General features: G+C 45.6%; 15 protein-coding genes. 8 read left to right on the top strand and 7 right to left on the bottom strand.

The window, feature by feature from the left end; genetic code table 11:
• Nucleotides 1-44: 44 nt before the first annotated feature.
• The 4 genes from L3V23_RS11520 to L3V23_RS11535 all read right to left on the bottom strand — a co-directional run bounded on the left by L3V23_RS11520 (nt 45) and on the right by L3V23_RS11535 (nt 5535).
• Nucleotides 45-584 (bottom strand): GNAT family protein, encoded by a 540-nt coding sequence (locus L3V23_RS11520; RefSeq protein WP_237292365.1) that lies wholly within the window; start codon nt 582-584, stop codon nt 45-47.
• Nucleotides 585-652: 68 nt separating this feature from the next.
• Nucleotides 653-1426 (bottom strand): peptidoglycan binding protein CsiV, encoded by a 774-nt coding sequence (locus tag L3V23_RS11525; RefSeq protein ID WP_102986857.1) that lies wholly within the window; start codon nt 1424-1426, stop codon nt 653-655.
• A gap of 69 nt (nt 1427-1495) precedes the next feature.
• On the bottom strand, nt 1496-4957 hold the full coding sequence (gene mfd / locus L3V23_RS11530) for a transcription-repair coupling factor (RefSeq protein ID WP_237292366.1): 3462 nt from the start codon (nt 4955-4957) through the stop codon (nt 1496-1498).
• An 8-nt stretch (nt 4958-4965) separates the two neighbouring features.
• Nucleotides 4966-5535 carry a PilZ domain-containing protein gene (locus L3V23_RS11535; protein ID WP_102953890.1) on the bottom strand — a complete coding sequence of 190 codons (570 nt, stop codon included), beginning with the start codon at nt 5533-5535 and terminating at the stop codon, nt 4966-4968.
• Nucleotides 5536-5784: 249 nt separating this feature from the next.
• Here L3V23_RS11535 and lolC point away from each other — a divergent pair, with 249 nt between their 5' ends.
• From lolC to lolE, 3 genes are read left to right on the top strand one after another with little or no spacing between them, the layout of a single operon-like run.
• Nucleotides 5785-6993, top strand: coding sequence for a lipoprotein-releasing ABC transporter permease subunit LolC (lolC, locus tag L3V23_RS11540; RefSeq protein WP_180980280.1), 1209 nt, complete (start codon nt 5785-5787; stop codon nt 6991-6993).
• A complete protein-coding gene (gene lolD, locus L3V23_RS11545) occupies nt 6986-7672 on the top strand; it encodes a lipoprotein-releasing ABC transporter ATP-binding protein LolD (protein WP_102965541.1) in 687 nt (228 codons plus the stop codon). Before lolC ends, lolD begins: the two co-directional genes overlap by 8 nt.
• A complete protein-coding gene (lolE, locus tag L3V23_RS11550) occupies nt 7672-8916 on the top strand; it encodes a lipoprotein-releasing ABC transporter permease subunit LolE (RefSeq protein ID WP_102965542.1) in 1245 nt (414 codons plus the stop codon). Before lolD ends, lolE begins: the two co-directional genes overlap by 1 nt.
• 147 nt (nt 8917-9063) lie before the next feature.
• Here the strand turns inward: lolE and L3V23_RS11555 are convergent, their stop codons facing one another.
• Entirely contained in the window at nt 9064-9579 is a 516-nt protein-coding gene (locus L3V23_RS11555; RefSeq protein WP_102962690.1) for a DUF2062 domain-containing protein, read from the bottom strand.
• Between the two features lie 8 nt (nt 9580-9587).
• On the opposite strand from L3V23_RS11555, the gene L3V23_RS11560 reads away from it, so the two are divergent.
• The 5 genes from L3V23_RS11560 to kdsB are packed head-to-tail and all read left to right on the top strand — an operon-like array spanning nt 9588 to nt 15544.
• Nucleotides 9588-11831, top strand: a complete 2244-nt coding sequence (locus L3V23_RS11560; protein WP_102965543.1) for a DNA internalization-related competence protein ComEC/Rec2 — start codon at nt 9588-9590, stop codon at nt 11829-11831.
• A gap of 32 nt (nt 11832-11863) precedes the next feature.
• Nucleotides 11864-13612, top strand: coding sequence for a lipid A ABC transporter ATP-binding protein/permease MsbA (gene msbA, locus L3V23_RS11565; protein ID WP_102953908.1), 1749 nt, complete (start codon nt 11864-11866; stop codon nt 13610-13612).
• 9 nt (nt 13613-13621) lie between these two features.
• Nucleotides 13622-14629 carry a tetraacyldisaccharide 4'-kinase gene (gene lpxK / locus L3V23_RS11570; protein WP_102965544.1) on the top strand — a complete coding sequence of 336 codons (1008 nt, stop codon included), beginning with the start codon at nt 13622-13624 and terminating at the stop codon, nt 14627-14629.
• Nucleotides 14610-14789, top strand: coding sequence for a Trm112 family protein (locus tag L3V23_RS11575; RefSeq protein ID WP_102940655.1), 180 nt, complete (start codon nt 14610-14612; stop codon nt 14787-14789). Before lpxK ends, L3V23_RS11575 begins: the two co-directional genes overlap by 20 nt.
• Nucleotides 14789-15544 carry a 3-deoxy-manno-octulosonate cytidylyltransferase gene (gene kdsB, locus L3V23_RS11580; protein ID WP_102965545.1) on the top strand — a complete coding sequence of 252 codons (756 nt, stop codon included), beginning with the start codon at nt 14789-14791 and terminating at the stop codon, nt 15542-15544. Before L3V23_RS11575 ends, kdsB begins: the two co-directional genes overlap by 1 nt.
• A gap of 134 nt (nt 15545-15678) precedes the next feature.
• Here kdsB and L3V23_RS11585 read toward each other — a convergent pair whose 3' ends face one another.
• Together L3V23_RS11585 and L3V23_RS11590 are read right to left on the bottom strand one after the other, a co-directional pair.
• Nucleotides 15679-17235, bottom strand: a complete 1557-nt coding sequence (locus L3V23_RS11585) for a SpoVR family protein (protein ID WP_042486699.1) — start codon at nt 17233-17235, stop codon at nt 15679-15681.
• 12 nt (nt 17236-17247) lie between these two features.
• Complete coding sequence (locus tag L3V23_RS11590; protein ID WP_102965546.1) at nt 17248-18519, bottom strand: YeaH/YhbH family protein; 1272 nt, start codon at nt 18517-18519, stop codon at nt 17248-17250.
• Nucleotides 18520-18564 lie beyond the last annotated feature (45 nt).

Genomic DNA, 18564 nt, shown 5'->3' on the forward strand with positions numbered 1-18564 from the left:
CTGGCAATTTGATTATTGGTTCTATCCGTTTGTTTAACCAGTATTCAGTCGGGGATTAAAGAGAACACTATCCCGTCTTTGGGTTGATCATTAAACATGAATCGGTTGCGGGCAATGTACTCTTTCAACGCGCCACAAGCTAATGCCAACTTTTGGCTCGGTATGTTTTCAGGATCACACACAATCTCTATTCTGGTGAGCTTTAGCTGGCTAAAACAGAATTCAATTAATGCATCGACGGCTTCTTTTCCATAACCTTTGTGCTGATGATTATCGGCAATCCAATAACCTAAACTCGCCATATTAAATACGCGATAGAATTCGTTGATCGCGACCATTCCGACTAATGTCTGCGTCTGTTTTTCAAACACTCCGAAGCCGTAAGCATCTGCCTTAACCCAATTTAAACGGTTCGCCAAGATGAACTGCTCGGCATCTTTCTCGGAAAATTGATCGTGACACCAGTCAACCCACTGATGAAGAGATGGGGAGTGACGAATGCAGCCGGATAAGGCTTCGGCTTCCTCTAACTTAAGCAACCTTAGCTGTAGTCGCTGAGTCACAATCTGAAAGTCTGGCAGCATGGTCTAATCTCAATTGTTGTTCTGGTTTTATGAATACAAAAAAGCGCCCATAGGGCGCTTCAATATATTTACTGCTCTGCTACTTTTCGCACCTGGATAATCATGCCCATCAAAGGGTGGTCCAAATAGTGCGTTTCGCTACTGCGCATACGTCTTTTCTGGTCGATGCGATAACTTTTCAAGAAGCTTTCTACTTTTCTTGTTGGAGAAACAGGTGCTAAGTTACCTGCTTGAACCGTGCCGTCGGCTTGTTCGTCAGTAGGTGTCAGCTCTAGCGGCGTGTCCTGTATCAACACTTCACGAACACTCGGCTCTTTTAAGTCCATCATCACTTCAGCGTAGAGATAATGCTGAACGTAAATCTGTAAGGTACCGTCTAGCTCATAAAATGGTTTAGCAATACTTTGTTCTGTCACACCATCAATCGATGTTTGTGTGGTTGCGCTATTAATGGCGCTGCCATCAGGACGATATTGACGCGAGTAATCTTTACCTGCCTGAATATGGAATACAGGTGCAGAACTTCTTCCTTCATCACCCTGACGCCATGCAGTGTGTAGCAAGACGTCAAAGCCAGCGTGCTTTTTCAACTCTTGAACTTGGTCATTAAGTTGATAATCTGAATAGGCAAGCATTTTAACGCCTTTCGATTGACGATAGGCAGCATCAGAAAAGCTGCCAGCTCGAGCCATGTTAATTTCAGGCAGGTTATCTGGCCAAGATTCGCTGATTTTTTCTGCATCTACTGCTCTTTTGAAGATGATGACTTCAATATCAAACTGTCTCTGAGCCAAGCTAGGCATTGAAACCAGTAAAAGCAGTAATGGGATCAGTTTTTTCATTATGACTCCGTCATTCGGTGCTTCGCACCTTACATCATTTTTTAAGGCTTCACTTTTTCAGAGAGGCCTTTACGCTGTTGGAAGTAGATTTTGCTGGAATTCGCCCAGCATGTCTGCAACAAACTGAATTCGTTCTCTTCTGTCGACTAATGGTAACGCATACTTAAATTTGGTTGGACCATCCATCGCAAATTTTTTCGGTTGAGACTGCAACAGTTTAACCAAAAACATAGGGTTAATGTCAGCATTTGGATAGAACTCGATATAGCCGCCTTTCTCATGGGCTTCAATTTTACGAATTTTAAGTTGTGCTGCATCAAGCTTAAGTTGCGCAAGAGCCAGCAGATTCAAAGCCGCATCTGGCAATTTGCCGAAGCGGTCAATCAATTCTACTTTCAGTTCAGCAAGCTCGCTTTCATCATGGACGCTGGCAATTTGTTTATACATAGACAAACGCGTATTGATATCAGGAATATAGTCTTCTGGTAACAGCGCTGGTAAACGCATTTCCACTTCTGTTTGTTCGCGGAGTAAGTCATCCAAGGATGGTTCTTTACCCGATTTCAATGCTTCAACAGCTTGCTCCAGCATTTCCATGTAAAGCGTGAAGCCGATGGATTGGATCTGACCACTTTGCTCATCGCCCAACAGTTCACCAGCCCCTCGAATTTCCAAGTCGTGTGTGGCTAACGTAAAGCCTGCACCTAGGTCTTCCAACGAAGCGATAGCTTCAAGACGTTTGACTGCATCCTTAGTGATTGCTTTTGGTGGCGGCGTTAACAAGTACGCATAAGCTTGGTGGTGCGAACGGCCTACACGACCACGCAATTGGTGTAACTGTGCCAAACCTAATGAATCCGCGCGATTCATAATAATGGTGTTGGCGGTCGGAACGTCGATACCTGTTTCAATAATGGTAGTACACACCAACAGGTTGAAGCGCTGATGGTAGAAATCATTCATCACGCGTTCCAGTTCACGTTCGCGCATTTGCCCGTGAGCAGTGGTAATTCGAGCTTCAGGAACCAGCTTGGTTAAGTCTTCCGCCACTTTTTCGATGGTTTCGACTTGGTTGTGCAGGAAGTACACCTGACCACCACGCATGATTTCACGCAGAACAGCTTCACGAACAACACTGTCTTCACTTTGGCGGACAAAGGTTTTTATCGCTAAACGACGAGCAGGTGGGGTTGCGATTATCGACAGGTCACGCATTCCACTCATTGCCATATTCAATGTGCGCGGAATTGGCGTTGCTGTGAGAGTCAGGATATCCACATCCGCACGCATCGCTTTCACTTTTTCTTTCTGACGAACACCAAAACGGTGTTCTTCATCAACAATCAGCAAGCCTAAATCAGCAAACTTAATATCGTTAGAAAGCAGCTTGTGCGTCCCGACTAAGATGTCGACTTTGCCTTCAGCCACATCTTGTAGAATTTGTTTTTGCTCTTTGGCTGACTTGAAGCGAGAGAGCACTTCGACACGAATTGGCAGGTTGGCAAATCGGTCACGGAAGTTCTCAAAGTGTTGCTGCGCCAGCAGGGTAGTCGGAACTAATACCGCAACTTGTTTGTTGTTATCCGTACACAAGAACGCCGCGCGCATCGCCACTTCAGTTTTACCAAAGCCCACATCACCACACACCAGTCGATCCATTGCTTTGGCTTGGCACATATCAGACAGTACTGCATTAATTGCCATTGCCTGATCATCGGTTTCCTCAAACGGGAATCCCGCTTTGAATGTCGCGTACTGATCTCTGTCCAGAGTGAACTTAAAGCCCGGTTTAAGCTCACGTTTGGCATAGACATCCAACAATTCAGCTGCGACGTCGCGAACCTTTTCAGCGGCTTTGCGACGAGCTTTAGTCCATGATTCACTGCCCAGTTTGTGTAACGGCGCACTCTCTTCCGCGCCGCCTGAGTATCGGCTAATCAGATTCAGCGATGAAACTGGAACATAGAGTTTGGCTTCATTCAAATACTCCAGTGTTACGTATTCTGTGGTTAAACCACCGGCTTCCAAGGTTTGCAGGCCGACGTAACGGCCGATACCGTGGTCAATATGAACCACAGGTTGACCCGGTTTGAGTTCAGCAAGGTTGCGAATTACAGCATCGCTATTGGTGGTTTTACGATCTTTTTTGCGGCGTTGAATGACGCGGTCACCCAATAAATCGCTTTCACAGATCAGTGCGATCTTGTCGGTTCCAAAAATAAAACCATGCTCTGAGGAGCCTAGAATCAGCGCAAATCTATCGCTGCTTTGTAGCGCTTCACTAAATGAGCCCTTGCTGTGTGGGCGAAGCTTGATCTGTTGTAACAGTTCAAGTAAGGCTTCACGTCGACCTTCCGATTCTACGGAGAAGATGATCTTGCCAGTAAATTGCTCGCTGAACTGACGCAGTGCCGCCATCGGTTCTTTGTTTTGGTGCTGAACGGCAAGCGTAGGAAGAGCGCTGATATCAGGATTCGTGCGACCGGCTTTTTCAGCCACAGGGTCGATACTCATCACGGTATGAGGCAGTTCCTTGAACTGTGTAAACAATTCGTCTTTCTTAAGCCACAGTTCTTCTGGTGGAAGCAAAGGACGCAGTGGGTCTACTTTGCGCTGATCGTATCGGTAGTCGACGTCTGTTAAGAATTGATCGATGGATTTTTCTAAATCCCCAACAGAAATAAGCTGGCTGTCCGCTGGCAAATAATCAAACAGAGTCTCGGTTTGTTCGAAAAACAGTGGTTGCCAGTATTCAATACCAGCAGGCCAAGTGCCTTTTGAAACCTGCATGTAAACCGACTCAGGCTCGCGACGCGCTTCAAAGCGTTGACGCCAGCGAATTCGAAAATCTTCAATCGCACTTTCTGTTGTTGGAAATTCGTGCGCCGGAAGCAGACAAATCTCCTGAATTTCTTCAATTGAGCGTTGGTTCTCTGGATCGAACGTGCGGATGGTATCAATTTCATCATCGAAGAAATCAATACGATACGGGTCTGAGCTGCCCATAGGGAACAGGTCAAGAATAGAGCCTCGGCTCGCGTATTCACCCGGGCCAAACACTTGGTCTACATGGCGATAACCAGATTTTTCCAGCTGTAATCTCAGTTTTTCTAACGAGAAAAGATCGCCGCGTTTTACCATCAAGGTGTGCTGAAGCAAAAAGTCCCGCGGCGTTTGGCGTTGAAGCAGTGTGCTTACCGGTACAATAGTAACGCCTGACTTTAGCGTAGGCAGCTTATACAGTCGGGATATGCGGTCAGAGATAATTTCCTGATGAGGCGAGAAGTTATCGTACGGTAAGGTTTCCCAGTCAGGGAAAAGAGCGACTTCGTGCTCGCTGAACTGTTCAATTTCATGAAGCAGTTTCAGTGCTGTTTGTGGGTCAGGCACCGCTAACAATGTGTGTCCTGAATGACCATTCGCTATTTCAGCGATGGCTAATGCCAAACTGGCACCTTTCAGGTTACCTATGTGCTTTTTGTCTCCGGCAGTGGATGCCGGATTCAAAGAGAGTAGTGTATTTTTAGTCATGGAAACGCTTATGTTTTATCTCTATCCAAAGAGCGCTGACGCAGAAGTTTTTGCTGTTGATAGAGGGCTGCTTTGATCAGCAAGTCTTGGTCAGTGTCGCGTAGTAAATCGTATTTTACGGTGACGACTTTATCAGCATCGTGTTCTTCAATGCTATGGACAGTGGCGTAGCAATAAATTGCCGCTGCAGGATGTTCTATAAATAGCTTGATGCGCAGCTTAGTACCCACCACGGGTGCTTTATCGGTTAAGTAGGATAACTGGCTTGCCCCAAAAGAAGTGGTTTGGTGGCGTAGCTCTGGTTCATCTTGTTGGGACAACATGAAGGTTAATAACAGATTCAGCTTTGAGTTCTGAGTATCCAGCAACTGGACAACATGTTTAAAGTCACTGTTTTTGAGCTCCAGTTTCGCAGCATCATTGAGTTGGTCCAACTGACTGAACTCGCTGGCAACGACAAATGGCGCGGGGATCTCAGCAACGAAATGCTCATAAGAAGGAAAAACGAAATCGTCCGACATTGGCTCGACATTGATAGTGAGTGCATGATGTACAGTGAAAAATTCTTGATCTGTCATATAAGTTCCTTCTTTTCTTTGTTGATTATCGCCATACCGACCAAGTAATCAAGTTATGCCTGTCCATCGGGCGCAAATAATTGTTTTTCTCGTAAATGTTGGTTTTTCTTAGCAGAGAGAAGTTCGCGGATTGAATGTTTGTCTTCCTCATCAATAATTTGCGCTCTTACATAGATTTGGCAAAGAAAAGCTACAACCTTGGCGGGTTTATAGTTACAGTATCGGCATCTTATTTTATTGGTTTTTATTATGTTTCATCCGATATCGACCTTTATCGGCCTGCGTTATCTCAGAGGACGCTCCGGTGATAGGTTCAGTCGATTCGTGTCTTATATGTCTACTGCTGGTATTACGATAGGCGTGATGTCTCTGGTTACCGTTCTTTCCGTCATGAATGGTTTTGAAGCTCAGCTTAAAAGTCGCATTCTTGGCGTTTTGCCACAAGCCGTTGTTTCTCAAGCTCAAGATAAAACGACGCTAACAGAACAAGCTCCTGAATTTATTACTCAGCTATCTACTCAGCGTAGCCCTGAACCCATTGTCCGCAGTGAAGCGGTCATACAGAGCCCGTCTCAATTAGCTGCTGGGCTCATGGTTGGGATTGAGCCTAGTGACAAAGATCCAATCATGGATTATCTGATTGCTGGAAGTCTTTCGGCGCTTAAAGCGGGAGAGTACCAAGTGTTTTTGGGCCATACACTGGCTCGCAATCTCAACGTATCACTGCACGATAAAGTCAGATTAATGGTCACCAGTGCCAGTCAGTTCACTCCTCTGGGACGTCTTCCAAGCCAGCGCAATTTTACTGTTGCGGGAATTTTTAACACGGGTTCCGATGTTGACGGGCAATTAATGATTACCCATATCAGTGACGCCGGAAAACTGCTGAGATTTAACCAAAACACGGTATCGGGATGGCGTCTGTTTTTTGAAGACCCATTTGTCGTCGGTGAGCTTGCGAACACCAAGCTACCAGAAGGCTGGCATTGGACAGATTGGCGTGAGCAGCGTGGTGAACTTTTCCAAGCCGTAGGGATGGAAAAGAACATGATGGGCTTAATGCTTGGACTGATTGTCGGTGTAGCGGCTTTTAATATTATTTCAGCCCTGATTATGGTGGTGATGGAGAAACAGGCCGAAGTTGCGATTTTGAAAACACAGGGCATGACAGACCGCCAAGTGTTGGCGATTTTCATGGTTCAAGGAGCCAGCAGTGGTGTGATTGGTGCCATCGTAGGTGGAACCTTAGGCGTGTTGCTGGCGAGTAACCTGAATACCATCTTGGATAGCTTGGGTGTAGCTCTGTTCTCGCTGGGTGGCGAGCTGCCAGTGGTGATCAATCCAACCCAAATTTTTATTGTGGTGGTATTGGCGATATGCCTGAGTCTTCTAGCGACTTTATTCCCGTCTTACCGTGCATCATCTGTTAAACCCGCTGAGGCTTTACGTTATGAATAACCTTTTACGTTGTCACCAAGTTTGCAAAACTTACCAAGAAGGCGAACTACAAACTCAGGTATTAAAAGGCGTCAGCTTCGATATTCAGCGTGGGGAACTCGTCTCAATTATCGGTTCTTCCGGCTCGGGTAAAAGTACCCTGTTACACATTCTCGGTGCGCTTGATGATGCATCCGAAGGAAGTGTTGAGTTTCTTGGGCAAGATCTGACAAGTTTACATTCCAACAAGCAGGCGAAAATTCGCAACAAGCACCTGGGGTTTGTGTATCAGTTCCATCATTTATTGGCAGACTTTTCTGCTTTGGAAAACGTGGCTATGCCGCTTCTCATTGGTGGGATGAAAGTTTCTGAAGCGAAAGCGTCGGCGCAAGCCTTGCTGGAACGAGTAGGGCTGAGTCACCGTTTAGAGCATCGTCCTTCGGAATTGTCTGGTGGCGAACGTCAACGTGTTGCGATTGCTCGAGCATTGGTCAACAAACCTGATCTAGTGTTGGCTGATGAACCGACGGGTAACTTGGACCACACAACGGCATTGTCTATTTATGATCTGATGCGTGAACTGAACAGAGAATCAGGAACCGCTTTCCTAGTCGTCACCCACGACGGAGAACTGGCGGCGAAAATGGATCGCCAGATGCACATGAAAGATGGCTTATTGCTTGATGTGGAGGAGGCGTAGTGTTCTCTTCACTATCAATGTTTATAGGAGGCCGTTTTAGTCGTGCAAAACAGCGTAATAAAATGGTTTCCTTTATTTCTCTTTCTTCAACTATCGGTATTGCGGTGGGTGTTGCGGTGATTATTATCGGTCTCTCTGCAATGAACGGCTTTGAGCGTGAATTGCAAAACAGAGTGCTGTCTGTGATCTCACACGGCGAGTTTGAAGGTGTCCGCCAGCCGATTAATAACTGGCAGGACATCGTTAAAAAAGCTAATGAAAATTCCGAAGTAGAGGCTGCTGCGCCTTATGTGAAGATGACTGCGTTGGCAGAAAAAGGTGCTCAGCTCAAAGCCATCGAAGTTCGAGGTATTGATCCGCAGATGGAGCGAGCGGTATCCAGCCTTTCTCAATATGTGACGGATAATGCGTGGCAAGATTTTACACCTGGTCAGCAACAAGTGATTTTGGGCAAAGGCGTTGCCGATAAATTGGATGCTAAGGTTGGCGATTTCATCACCTTGATGATCCCTAGCTCTAACAGCGAAAACAGAGTTCAAGCACCAAAGCGGGTTCGAGTAAAAATTGCAGGGCTTTTGGCCTTAAATGGACAAATTGATCACAGTCTGGCACTTTTGCCGATTGAAGATGCGCAGCAATATTCAAACTTAGGCGATGCGGTTACCGGTGTTTCAATCAAAGTGCGCAATGTGCTGGCAGCAACGAATGTGGTGCGAGAAGTGGGGACGACGCTAAATGAATACGTCTACCTTCGAAGCTGGCAACAAAAGTTCGGTTTCCTTTATCGCGATATACAAATGGTACGCAGCATTATGTATTTGGTGATGGTGTTGGTGATTGGTGTTGCCAGTTTCAACATCGTTTCGACACTGATGATGGCAGTAAAAGACAGAGCCGCAGAAATCGCGATTCTTCGCACCATGGGCGCGAGCGATGGTTTGGTTAAACGCATATTTGTTTGGCAAGGCGTGTTTTCTGGTGTGCTTGGCGGTGTTGTCGGCAGTGTGTTAGGCGTGCTGGTGGCTTTAAATCTCACACCTATGGTGAAAGCTCTAGAGTCATTGATTGGCCATCAATTTTTATCTGGAGATATCTACTTTGTGGACTTCTTACCGTCGCAAGTGATTGCCGGAGATGTTTTCTTAGTGTCAGGGACTGCAATTGCCTTAAGTTTGTTGGCAACTTGGTATCCTGCCTCCAGAGCGAGTAAGCTCAATCCGGCCTCTGTTCTGAGCAGCAAATAAAACGCCAGCGTTAGCGATTTTAGCTAGACGATGGAAAAGCAAAAAAGGACCGAAAGGTCCTTTTTTCATGTTCGCGCTACATTCATTTCATTGCTGAGCAATAAGCTCATCTCAAGTTAGAACGTCCGTTATTTTCTCTTTAGGTTTTCAGGTTATTTTTGTACGTCGTCTCTGCCAGCTTCTTACTACAGAGTAACGCCATAAGCCACGAATACCGAAATAGCCAATCACTGATGCCACAACTGCGCAAACCGCGCATCCCAACAGGAACGGTGGAGCAATAGTGCCCATTTGGTGTGCCAGAAAATCCCAAGACAGTTCAAAATGAAAATTCTGTGGCGGGATATTGAGTAACCAAGCGCCAAGCTTATAGGCGATATAGAAAATAAACGGCATGGTAATTGGGTTTGTAATCCATACCAAAGCAACAGATAACGGTAGATTAACACCCAAAGCGATGGCTATACCGGCGGACATGATCATCTGACTCGGTAATGGAACAAACGCCATGAAGAGACCAACAGCAAACGCACCCGCTGCTGAGCGTCGATTAAGACACCACAAGTTAGGGTTATATAGAACATTGCCAAAAATTTTTAATGCCTTTTGACGCTTAATAACGTCATGGTTAGGCATAAATTTTTTGATGAATTTTCTTGGCATAGGGAACCATGACTCTCTTATCGAAAAATTGGACGCTTGCTTCGTTTTCGCTCACTGTTTTGTCATCGCCCTATTGGCCTTATATGCCAGATTTGGGTTTTGCGCTATTTTGCCCACTTTTTATCATTCTTAGTGTCCGATTCACTAAGCTTAGAAGATGGGGCGGAATCGTACTCGCTTTGCTAGTGATAATAACACATGGCAACGTAGTAAAAACTCAATCCAGTAGCATTTTTCAAGCAGGGCTGGATATTACCATAAAAGGAAAAGTTGACAGCTTTTTTAAACAAATAAGTTATGGATACGAAGGTTCTGTTGCCGTACATCAAATAAATGACCATGTTGTCACTACATGGCTCTCTCCTCGTATTCGCTTAATATCACCTTTGCTGTTGCAAATTGGCGATCACTTTGAATTTGCAGTTAAAGTGAAACCTGTTGTTGGCAGATTGAATGAAGTTGGATTTGATGTTGAATCCTACTCTTTAAGCCAAGGTTGGGTAGCTAGGGCATCGGTAGTTAACAATTCCCGCTTTCAGATTAGCTCCGGATTAAGTCTGCGAAACTGGATTTACGACTCGGTTCAAAAACAAATATCAGATAGCCCATTTAAGGGAATGATAACCGCCCTAATGTTCGGCGAACGCTCTGGGTTGAGCCAAACAGATTGGATGCAACTGAGAAACAGCGGGTTGATTCATCTGGTGGCGATTTCAGGTCTGCATATAGGTATTGCATTCGGGATAGGGTATGTACTTGGCCTAGGTGTATCAAGACTCCATCCTATGTTCGTGTGGTTTCCTTTTATTTTGGGTGCATCCTTCGCGATGAGCTATGCGTGGCTTGCTGGCTTTACGTTGCCGACGCAGCGAGCACTGATTATGTGTCTGCTCAATGTGCTGCTTATTGCCTTACGGATTCATGTATCTGTATCTCGACGAATTTTACTTACGCTAGCGGCAGTCTTGATGGTTGACCCGTTTGCTTCTTTAGCAAGCAGTTTCTGGCTTTCGTTTATTGCCGTTTGTATTGTGATTTATCTCTGTTCAATTACCGCACACTGGACACAGTGGTGGACGCGATTTATCGCAGGGCAGGTGATGTTGGTGTTGATGATGGCACCTGTAAGTGTTTACTTCTTTGGTGGAGTAAGCTGGGTATCAACCCTGTTCAATATGGTTTTTATTCCTTGGTTCTCTTTTCTTATCATTCCTGTACTTTTTGTGGCGGTAATTGCTACTTGCCTTGATTTCCCTTACAGCGGCGGTTTGTGGCAACTCGTCGACTTTTCGTTTCAGCCACTGGCGCATGCGCTCCCTCACGCGACTTCAGGTTGGATTAACATCAGTGAATGGCTTCTTCAGTTGATGCTGGTTTTGACACTAGTTTGGCTACTACGGATGGTTGTAAGCCGTTTTAGCCAGATCTTGCTAACGATAATTCTGATCTCAACCTTGTTGTTTAGAACTCCGTCATATGACTGGCGGATGGATGTGCTCGATGTTGGTCACGGTCTGGCTGTTTTGATCGAAAAAGACGGGAAAACCTTGCTTTACGATACGGGAAGTAGCTGGGAGAACGGCAGCTATGTTCGTTCTGTGATTGCACCGCTGCTTGCAAAAAGGGGAACAGACACGATTGATGCAGTGATATACAGCCATTTCGATGATGATCATGCCGGTGGCAAAAAGGATGTCGACCAGCTACTTCTACCTCGCAATGTGTATTCCAGTCAGTATATCGAACACGCTTTGGCATGCGTGCGAGGTGAAGAGTGGCAGTGGCAAGGTCTGCATTTCTCTGTGTTATGGCCGCCAAAGCGAGTCGAGCGAGCCTTCAATCAGCATTCATGTGTAGTCCGCGTTTCAGATATGAAGCATGCTCACAGCGTATTGCTTTCGGGGGATGTTACTGCTGTTGGTGAATGGTTACTGGCTCGAGATAATGCGATGTTGCAAAGTGATGTCATGATCGTTCCTCATCATGGCAGCAAAACCTCTTCTACACAGGCATTTATTGAGCGTGTTTCACCCCAAATAGCGATTGCATCGTTAGATAAAACGAATCGATGGAATCTTCCTCACCCTGATATCGTCGACAGGTACACCAGTTTGGGGTCTGAATGGTACGACACAGGAGAGAGCGGCCAGATAACCTTGAAATATAGAGCAGAAAGTCGTCACTTATTCACTCTTCGGCAGGATGGGATTATCCCTTGGTATAGGCAGATGCTGCGTAAAGAGGTAGAATGACGACCAATATTGAAATAAGAATAAGCACTTATATGTCACTGAATACCGACGAAACAACATGGCAAACATTTAAACGCTTGTGGACTTACATCCGCCTTTACAAAACAGGGCTATATGTCGCTGTCATTGCTTTAATTGTGAATGCCGTTTCTGATACCTACATGATTTCTCTACTGAAACCTCTTCTTGACGAAGGTTTTGGTGACGTTGAATCTAATTTCTTACAAGTAATCCCGTTTATTATTCTTGGTGTTATGGCTGTTCGAGGCCTGAGTGGATTTGTTTCTTCCTACTGCCTAAGCTGGGTTTCCGGTAATGTGGTCATGCAAATGCGCCGCGCTATTTTCCACCATTTCATGCACATGCCAGTCACTTTCTTTGATAAAGAACCAACCGGTAGCTTATTGTCACGTATTACTTACGACTCTGAACAAGTCTCTGGTGCAACTAGCCGAGCTTTAGTGAGTATCGTGCGTGAAGGTGCAAGCATTATCGGTTTACTCACACTGATGTTCTGGAACAGCTGGCAGCTTTCGTTAGTACTGATCGTTGTTGCCCCGATAGTTGCTATGGGTATCCGTTTCGTTTCTAAGCGTTTCCGCAAGATTTCTAAAAATATGCAAACCACGATGGGTGATGTTACATCGTCGGCAGAGCAGATGCTGAAAGGCCATAAAGTTGTATTGAGCTACGGTGGTCAGGCTGTAGAGCGCGAACGTTTTGATGAGGTGAGTAATCGCATGCGCCAGCAAACCATGAAGATGGTTGCGGCACAATCGATCGCTGATCCTGTTATTCAAATGATTGCGTCGTTAGCGTTAGTGACCGTGTTACTACTCGCCAGCAATGACAGCATTCGTGCTGAACTGACTCCGGGTACTTTTAGTGTTGTTTTCTCAGCGATGTTTGGTTTGATGCGCCCTTTAAAAGCGTTAACCAACGTGACATCAGAGTTCCAACGCGGTATGGCAGCAAGTGCAACACTATTCAACCTTATGGATCTTGAAACCGAACGCGACAACGGTACTTTCGAAACGGACAAGGTTCGTGGCGAGATTGCAGTGAAAGACGTAACTTTCACTTATTCTGGTAAAGAAAAACCAGCGCTATCACACGTCAGTTTTGATATCCCGCAGGGTAAAACGGTCGCTCTGGTGGGGCGCTCTGGTTCGGGTAAATCGACTATAGCGAACCTGTTTACACGTTTTTACGATGTGGACTCCGGTGTGATTGAGTTAGATGGCCATGATGTTCGTGATTTCAAACTAACTAACCTGCGTAAGCACTTCGCTTTAGTGTCGCAGAACGTGCATTTGTTCAACGATACCATTGCAAACAACATCGCTTATGCAGCAGAGGGTGAATACACCCGAGAGCAAATTGAAGAAGCTGCTCGTTTAGCTCATGCAATGGAGTTTATTAATGGTATGCAGCATGGCCTAGATACCATTATTGGTGAGAACGGAACAAGCTTATCCGGTGGTCAGCGTCAGCGTATTGCTATTGCGCGTGCACTGCTGCGTGATGCCCCAGTGTTGATTCTGGATGAGGCAACATCAGCGTTGGATACCGAATCTGAGCGTGCTATTCAAGCTGCGTTGGATGAGCTGCAAAAGAACAAAACCGTACTGGTTATTGCTCACAGACTTTCTACCATCGAACAAGCAGACGAAATCTTGGTTGTTGATGAAGGTGAAATCATTGAACGCGGTAAACACGCTGAATTGATTGAAAAAGATGGTGCTTATGCACAACTGCACCGAATTCAATTTGGTGAGTAGGCTCAAACTGTGATTGAAAAAATCTGGTTTCAACATCATCCGATTCGTTTTCTCTTATGGCCACTTTTGTGGCCATTAAGCCTTGTGTTTAAAGCGATAAGCCGCTCTCGCAGAAAGGCATTTCAATCCGGAAAGAAACAGAGCTACAAGGCACCAGTGCCTGTTGTTATCGTCGGCAATATTACTGCTGGTGGTAATGGTAAAACGCCCGTGGTTATCTGGTTGGTCGAAACGCTTCAACGCTTAGGTTATAAACCCGGTGTGGTTTCCCGAGGCTATGGAGCGAAAGCGCCTTCTTATCCGCTGATGGTCTCAGATAACACGTCGACAGCCCACTGTGGTGACGAACCCAAGCTTATTTATCAACGCACCAAAGCGCCTGTTGCCGTTGACCCCATTCGCTCTAATGCTGTGAAAGCACTGCTGAAAGAAAACATCGACATTATTATTACCGATGATGGCTTGCAGCATTACGCATTGGATCGTGATATTGAATTTGCCGTTGTTGATGGCGTGAGACGATTTGGCAATGAGCAGCTACTGCCTTTGGGTCCACTTCGTGAGCCTGTGTCGCGTTTGAAAGAAGTGGATTTTACGATTACTAACGGCGGAACCCCTCTCGCGGGTGAAGTGGCTATGACACTGCAACCTGACTTGGCGGTAAATATGGTCACGGGAGAAAGAGTGCCTGTGAACACATTGTCAAACATCGTAGCTTGGGCGGGTATTGGGCATCCTCCACGCTTTTTTAACACCTTAAAAGAGCTAGGTGCTAAACCTGTAGTAGAACACGGATTCGCTGACCACCAAGACTTTGATTCCTCACAGCTGTTTGCATTAGCAACACGTGGGGATCATGTGGTTATGACAGAAAAAGACGCTGTAAAATGTGCTGCGTTTGCCAAAGAGAACTGGTGGTATTTACCAGTCTCAGCGCAGATCTCTCATCATGATGAGCAGCATATTGTGGAAACTATTAAAGAGGTTATGGAACAGTATGGATCACCGTCTGCTTGAAATCGTTGCTTGTCCTTTATGTAAAGGCAAGTTGACTTACGATAAAGATAAACAAGAACTCATTTGTAAATTTGATCGTCTTGCTTATCCAATCAAAGAGGGCATTCCTGTTCTCCTTGAACCGGAAGCTCGTACTATGTCAATGGACGAGGGACGATAATGTCATTTACCGTTGTTATTCCTGCTCGTTATCAGTCGACGCGTTTACCGGGTAAACCGCTCGCGGATATTGGTGGTAAACCTATGATCCAATGGGTTTATGAGCAGTCTCTTTTGGCGGGTGCTGAAAGAGTGATTATCGCAACTGACGATGCTCGCGTTGAACAGGCGGTTAAAGCGTTTGGCGGTACGGTGTGTATGACTTCTCCAGACCATCAGTCAGGCACTGAGCGTTTGGCTGAAGTGGTTGCATTAATGGGCATTGAAGATGACCACATCATAGTCAATGTGCAAGGTGATGAACCCTTGATTCCACCCGCTATTGTTCGTCAGGTTGCGGATAATTTGGCGGCGAGCAACGCTCCTATGGCAACACTGGCGGTTGAAATTGATCACGAAAGTGAAGTGTTCAATCCCAATGCAGTAAAAGTGGTAACGGATAAAGACGGGTACGCACTCTACTTCAGCCGTGCAACGATTCCATGGGATCGTGATAACTTTGCTTTGCAAGACAAAACCATCTTGCAACCTTTAATGCGCCACATTGGTATCTACGCTTATCGTGCTGGTTTCATTAATACCTATATCAACTGGCAGCCTAGCCAGCTTGAGAAAATTGAATGTTTAGAGCAGCTACGTGTGCTTTGGTATGGTGAAAAAATTCACGTCGCAGTCGCGCTGGAAGCGCCTCCTGCGGGTGTCGATACTCCTGAAGATTTGGAGTTAGTACGCAGTATTGTGGCGAAGCAGTCGTAAGCAATCAGAATAAGAAAAGCCCCAGATGAGAGTCTGGGGCTTTGTTCGTTATATAGAACTATTTACTTTTACAACTACTTACTTTTTACAACTAATTGTTAGGTTAGATGTTTTAGTTGTCGCAACGATAATCACTATTCGTGATCACCTTTTTTAGGACAGGTTGCGAGGATTTCTCTTCTTCCAGTGTCTTTTACCTCCTCTAATTTGACTTCAAAACCCCATAGGCGATGCATGTGTTTTAGTACCTCCTCGTAGCTTGGGTCTAAAGGAATTCGGTCGTGGGGGACATACTGCAGTGTGATGGAACGGTCTCCACGAACGTCGACGCTGAATACTTGGATGTTCGGTTCCAAGTTACTCAGATTGTATTGAGCAGCGAGCTTCTCCCGTATCTGTTGATAGCCGCTGTCATTGTGGATGGCGGTGACTTCAATGAAGTTCTTCCTGTCGTCGTCGGCAATGGCGAACAGTTTGAAATCACGGATAAGTTTCGGTGATAAATATTGGCTGATAAAGCTTTCATCTTTGAAGTTGTGCATAGCGAAATGCACCGCTTCTAACCAGTCTGTCCCTGCCAGTTCAGGGAACCATTCGTAGTCTTCGTCGGTTGGGTTTTCACAAATTCGTTTAATATCGGTAAACATTGCAAACCCTAGCGCATAAGGGTTGATACCACTGAAATAGCGGCTGTTGTATGGCGGTTGTGCCACAACACTAGTATGGCTGTGCAGAAACTCTAGGATGAACTTGTCAGACACTAATCCTTCATCATATAAGTGATTCAAAATGGTGTAGTGCCAAAACGTAGCCCAGCCTTCATTCATTACCTGTGTTTGTTTTTGCGGATAGAAATACTGGCTAATTTTACGCACGATACGGACGATTTCACGCTGCCATGATTCAAGCAGTGGTGCGTGTTTTTCGATGAAATAGAGAATGTTCTCTTGTGGTTCACTCGGGAAACGCGGTTGGTCGTCTTCCGCTCTCGCTTTCTGTGGGACGGTGCGCCAAAGGGCATTCACCTGAGACTGCAAATACTCTTCACGTTCTTCTTGGCGCGCTTTCTCTTCGGCGATGGAAATTTTTTCTGGACGTTTGTATCTGTCGACACCGTAATTCATTAGTGCATGGCACGAATCTAATAAGCGTTCTACCTGATCAACACCATATTTCTCTTCACATCCGGCAATGTAATTTTTAGCAAACAGCAGGTAGTCAATAATTGAACTTGCGTCGGTCCATGTTTGGAATAGGTAGTTTCCTTTAAAGAAAGAGTTATGCCCGTAACAGGCGTGAGCCATGACCAACGCTTGCATGGTTACGGTGTTTTCTTCCATCAGATAGGCTATACAAGGGTCGGAGTTGATGACGATCTCGTACGCCAATCCCATTTGTCCATGCTTATAGTTTTGTTCGGTATGGATAAACTTCTTACCAAATGACCAGTGGTTGTAATTGATAGGCATACCAATACTGGAATAGGCATCCATCATTTGTTCAGAAGTGATGACTTCAATTTGGTTCTCATAGGTATCCAGTTTATAAAACTCAGCGACACGTTTTATCTCTGTGTGGTACTGCTCTAGGATGTCAAAGGTCCAATCCGGCCCATCAGGCAGAACTTTCGATTTGGTTGCGCGTTTCTTCGGCGCAGCATTTGACTTATTTTTTGTAGCATTGGTTGTCATACGCGCTCCCCCCTATGCGGTTTCCTTCTGGAATAGTTCCCTAAAGACAGGGAAAATATCCTCCACACTGCGAATGTTCTTCATAGCAAAATTACCAAAGGCTGGCTGCAGTTTTTCATATTCGTGCCATAAGGTTTGATGCGACCGACGGGTAATCTCGATATAGGCATAGTACTGACAGTAAGGTAGCAGTTGTTTGGTGAGCAACTCTTTACAGCGTGGCGAATCATCCGCCCAGTTATCACCATCGGAAGCTTGTGCACCGTAGATATTCCATTCACCAAGCGGATATCGTTCTTCAATGATCTCATGCATCAGCTTAAGTGCACTGGAAACAATGGTGCCGCCAGTTTCTTGGGAATAGAAGAATTCTTGTTCATCCACCTCTTTCGCTTGAGTATGGTGACGAATGAACACTACTTCGACGTTTTTGTATGTTCGAGTCAGGAACAGATAGAGCAATACGTAAAAGCGTTTCGCAATGTCTTTGGTGGCTTGGTCCATAGAGCCAGAGACGTCCATCAAACAGAACATAACCGCTTGGCTAGATGGAATAGGGCGTTTTTCGTAATTTTTGAAACGCAAATCGAAGGTATCAATAAAAGGCACGCTTTCAATTTTGGCGCGCAGTTCTTCAATCTCTTTTTTGATCCGTTTTTCTTCTAGAAGCAGAGCAGGTTCCGCGACTTTAATTCGTTCTAACTCTTCTTCCAATTCTTTCATTAAACGACGTTTATTGGCGGTCATCGCCGTGCGGCGTGCCAATGATTGTTGTAGCGAACGAACAATAGCAATGTTGGAAGCTGAACCCGCAGTCTGGTATCCAGCTCGATGGGTTTTCCACTCCGTTATCTTATTGATTTGGTTTTTTTCGAGATTCGGCAGTTCGAGGTCTTCGAACAGAATATCCAAATATTCGTCTTTGGAAATCTGGAATACAAATTCGTCCTCGCCTTCACCGTCTTGGTTGGCTTCTCCTTCACCTGACCCGCCGCCTTGACCACCTCCGCGAGGGCGTTCTATCTTGTCACCGCGTATGAATTGGTCATTGCCTGGGTGTACACGCTCACGCATGCCTCCCTGACCTTGATGAAAGACAGGCTCTTTGATGTCTTTATTTGGTATAGAGACATCTTCCCCAGTTTCTGTGTTCGTGATTGAACGGCGGTTTACCGCATCGGAAACCGACTCTTTAATCTGTTCTTTATAACGGCGTAAAAAGCGTTGTCGGTTCACCGCGCTTTTGTTCTTACCGTTTAATCGTCTATCGATGAATTGCGGCATGAGTCTTCCCCCGTATACGTCACCTGAATAGCTCCCCCAACGAGG

Origin of the sequence: Vibrio sp. A1-b2 (assembly GCF_021726015.1) — a bacterium.
GTDB lineage: Bacteria > Pseudomonadota > Gammaproteobacteria > Enterobacterales > Vibrionaceae > Vibrio > Vibrio diazotrophicus.

Coding starts and splice junctions, on each gene's coding strand:
- L3V23_RS11575 (WP_102940655.1), top strand. CDS start 14,610: ATGGATCACCGTCTGCTTGAAATCGTTGCTTGTCCTTTATGTAAAGGC.
- kdsB (WP_102965545.1), top strand. CDS start 14,789: ATGTCATTTACCGTTGTTATTCCTGCTCGTTATCAGTCGACGCGTTTA.
- msbA (WP_102953908.1), top strand. CDS start 11,864: ATGTCACTGAATACCGACGAAACAACATGGCAAACATTTAAACGCTTG.
- lolC (WP_180980280.1), top strand. CDS start 5,785: ATGTTTCATCCGATATCGACCTTTATCGGCCTGCGTTATCTCAGAGGA.
- L3V23_RS11560 (WP_102965543.1), top strand. CDS start 9,588: ATGACTCTCTTATCGAAAAATTGGACGCTTGCTTCGTTTTCGCTCACT.
- L3V23_RS11590 (WP_102965546.1), bottom strand. CDS start 18,519: ATGCCGCAATTCATCGATAGACGATTAAACGGTAAGAACAAAAGCGCG.
- L3V23_RS11525 (WP_102986857.1), bottom strand. CDS start 1,426: ATGAAAAAACTGATCCCATTACTGCTTTTACTGGTTTCAATGCCTAGC.
- L3V23_RS11555 (WP_102962690.1), bottom strand. CDS start 9,579: ATGCCAAGAAAATTCATCAAAAAATTTATGCCTAACCATGACGTTATT.
- L3V23_RS11585 (WP_042486699.1), bottom strand. CDS start 17,235: ATGACAACCAATGCTACAAAAAATAAGTCAAATGCTGCGCCGAAGAAA.
- L3V23_RS11520 (WP_237292365.1), bottom strand. CDS start 584: ATGCTGCCAGACTTTCAGATTGTGACTCAGCGACTACAGCTAAGGTTG.
- L3V23_RS11535 (WP_102953890.1), bottom strand. CDS start 5,535: ATGACAGATCAAGAATTTTTCACTGTACATCATGCACTCACTATCAAT.
- mfd (WP_237292366.1), bottom strand. CDS start 4,957: ATGACTAAAAATACACTACTCTCTTTGAATCCGGCATCCACTGCCGGA.
- lolD (WP_102965541.1), top strand. CDS start 6,986: ATGAATAACCTTTTACGTTGTCACCAAGTTTGCAAAACTTACCAAGAA.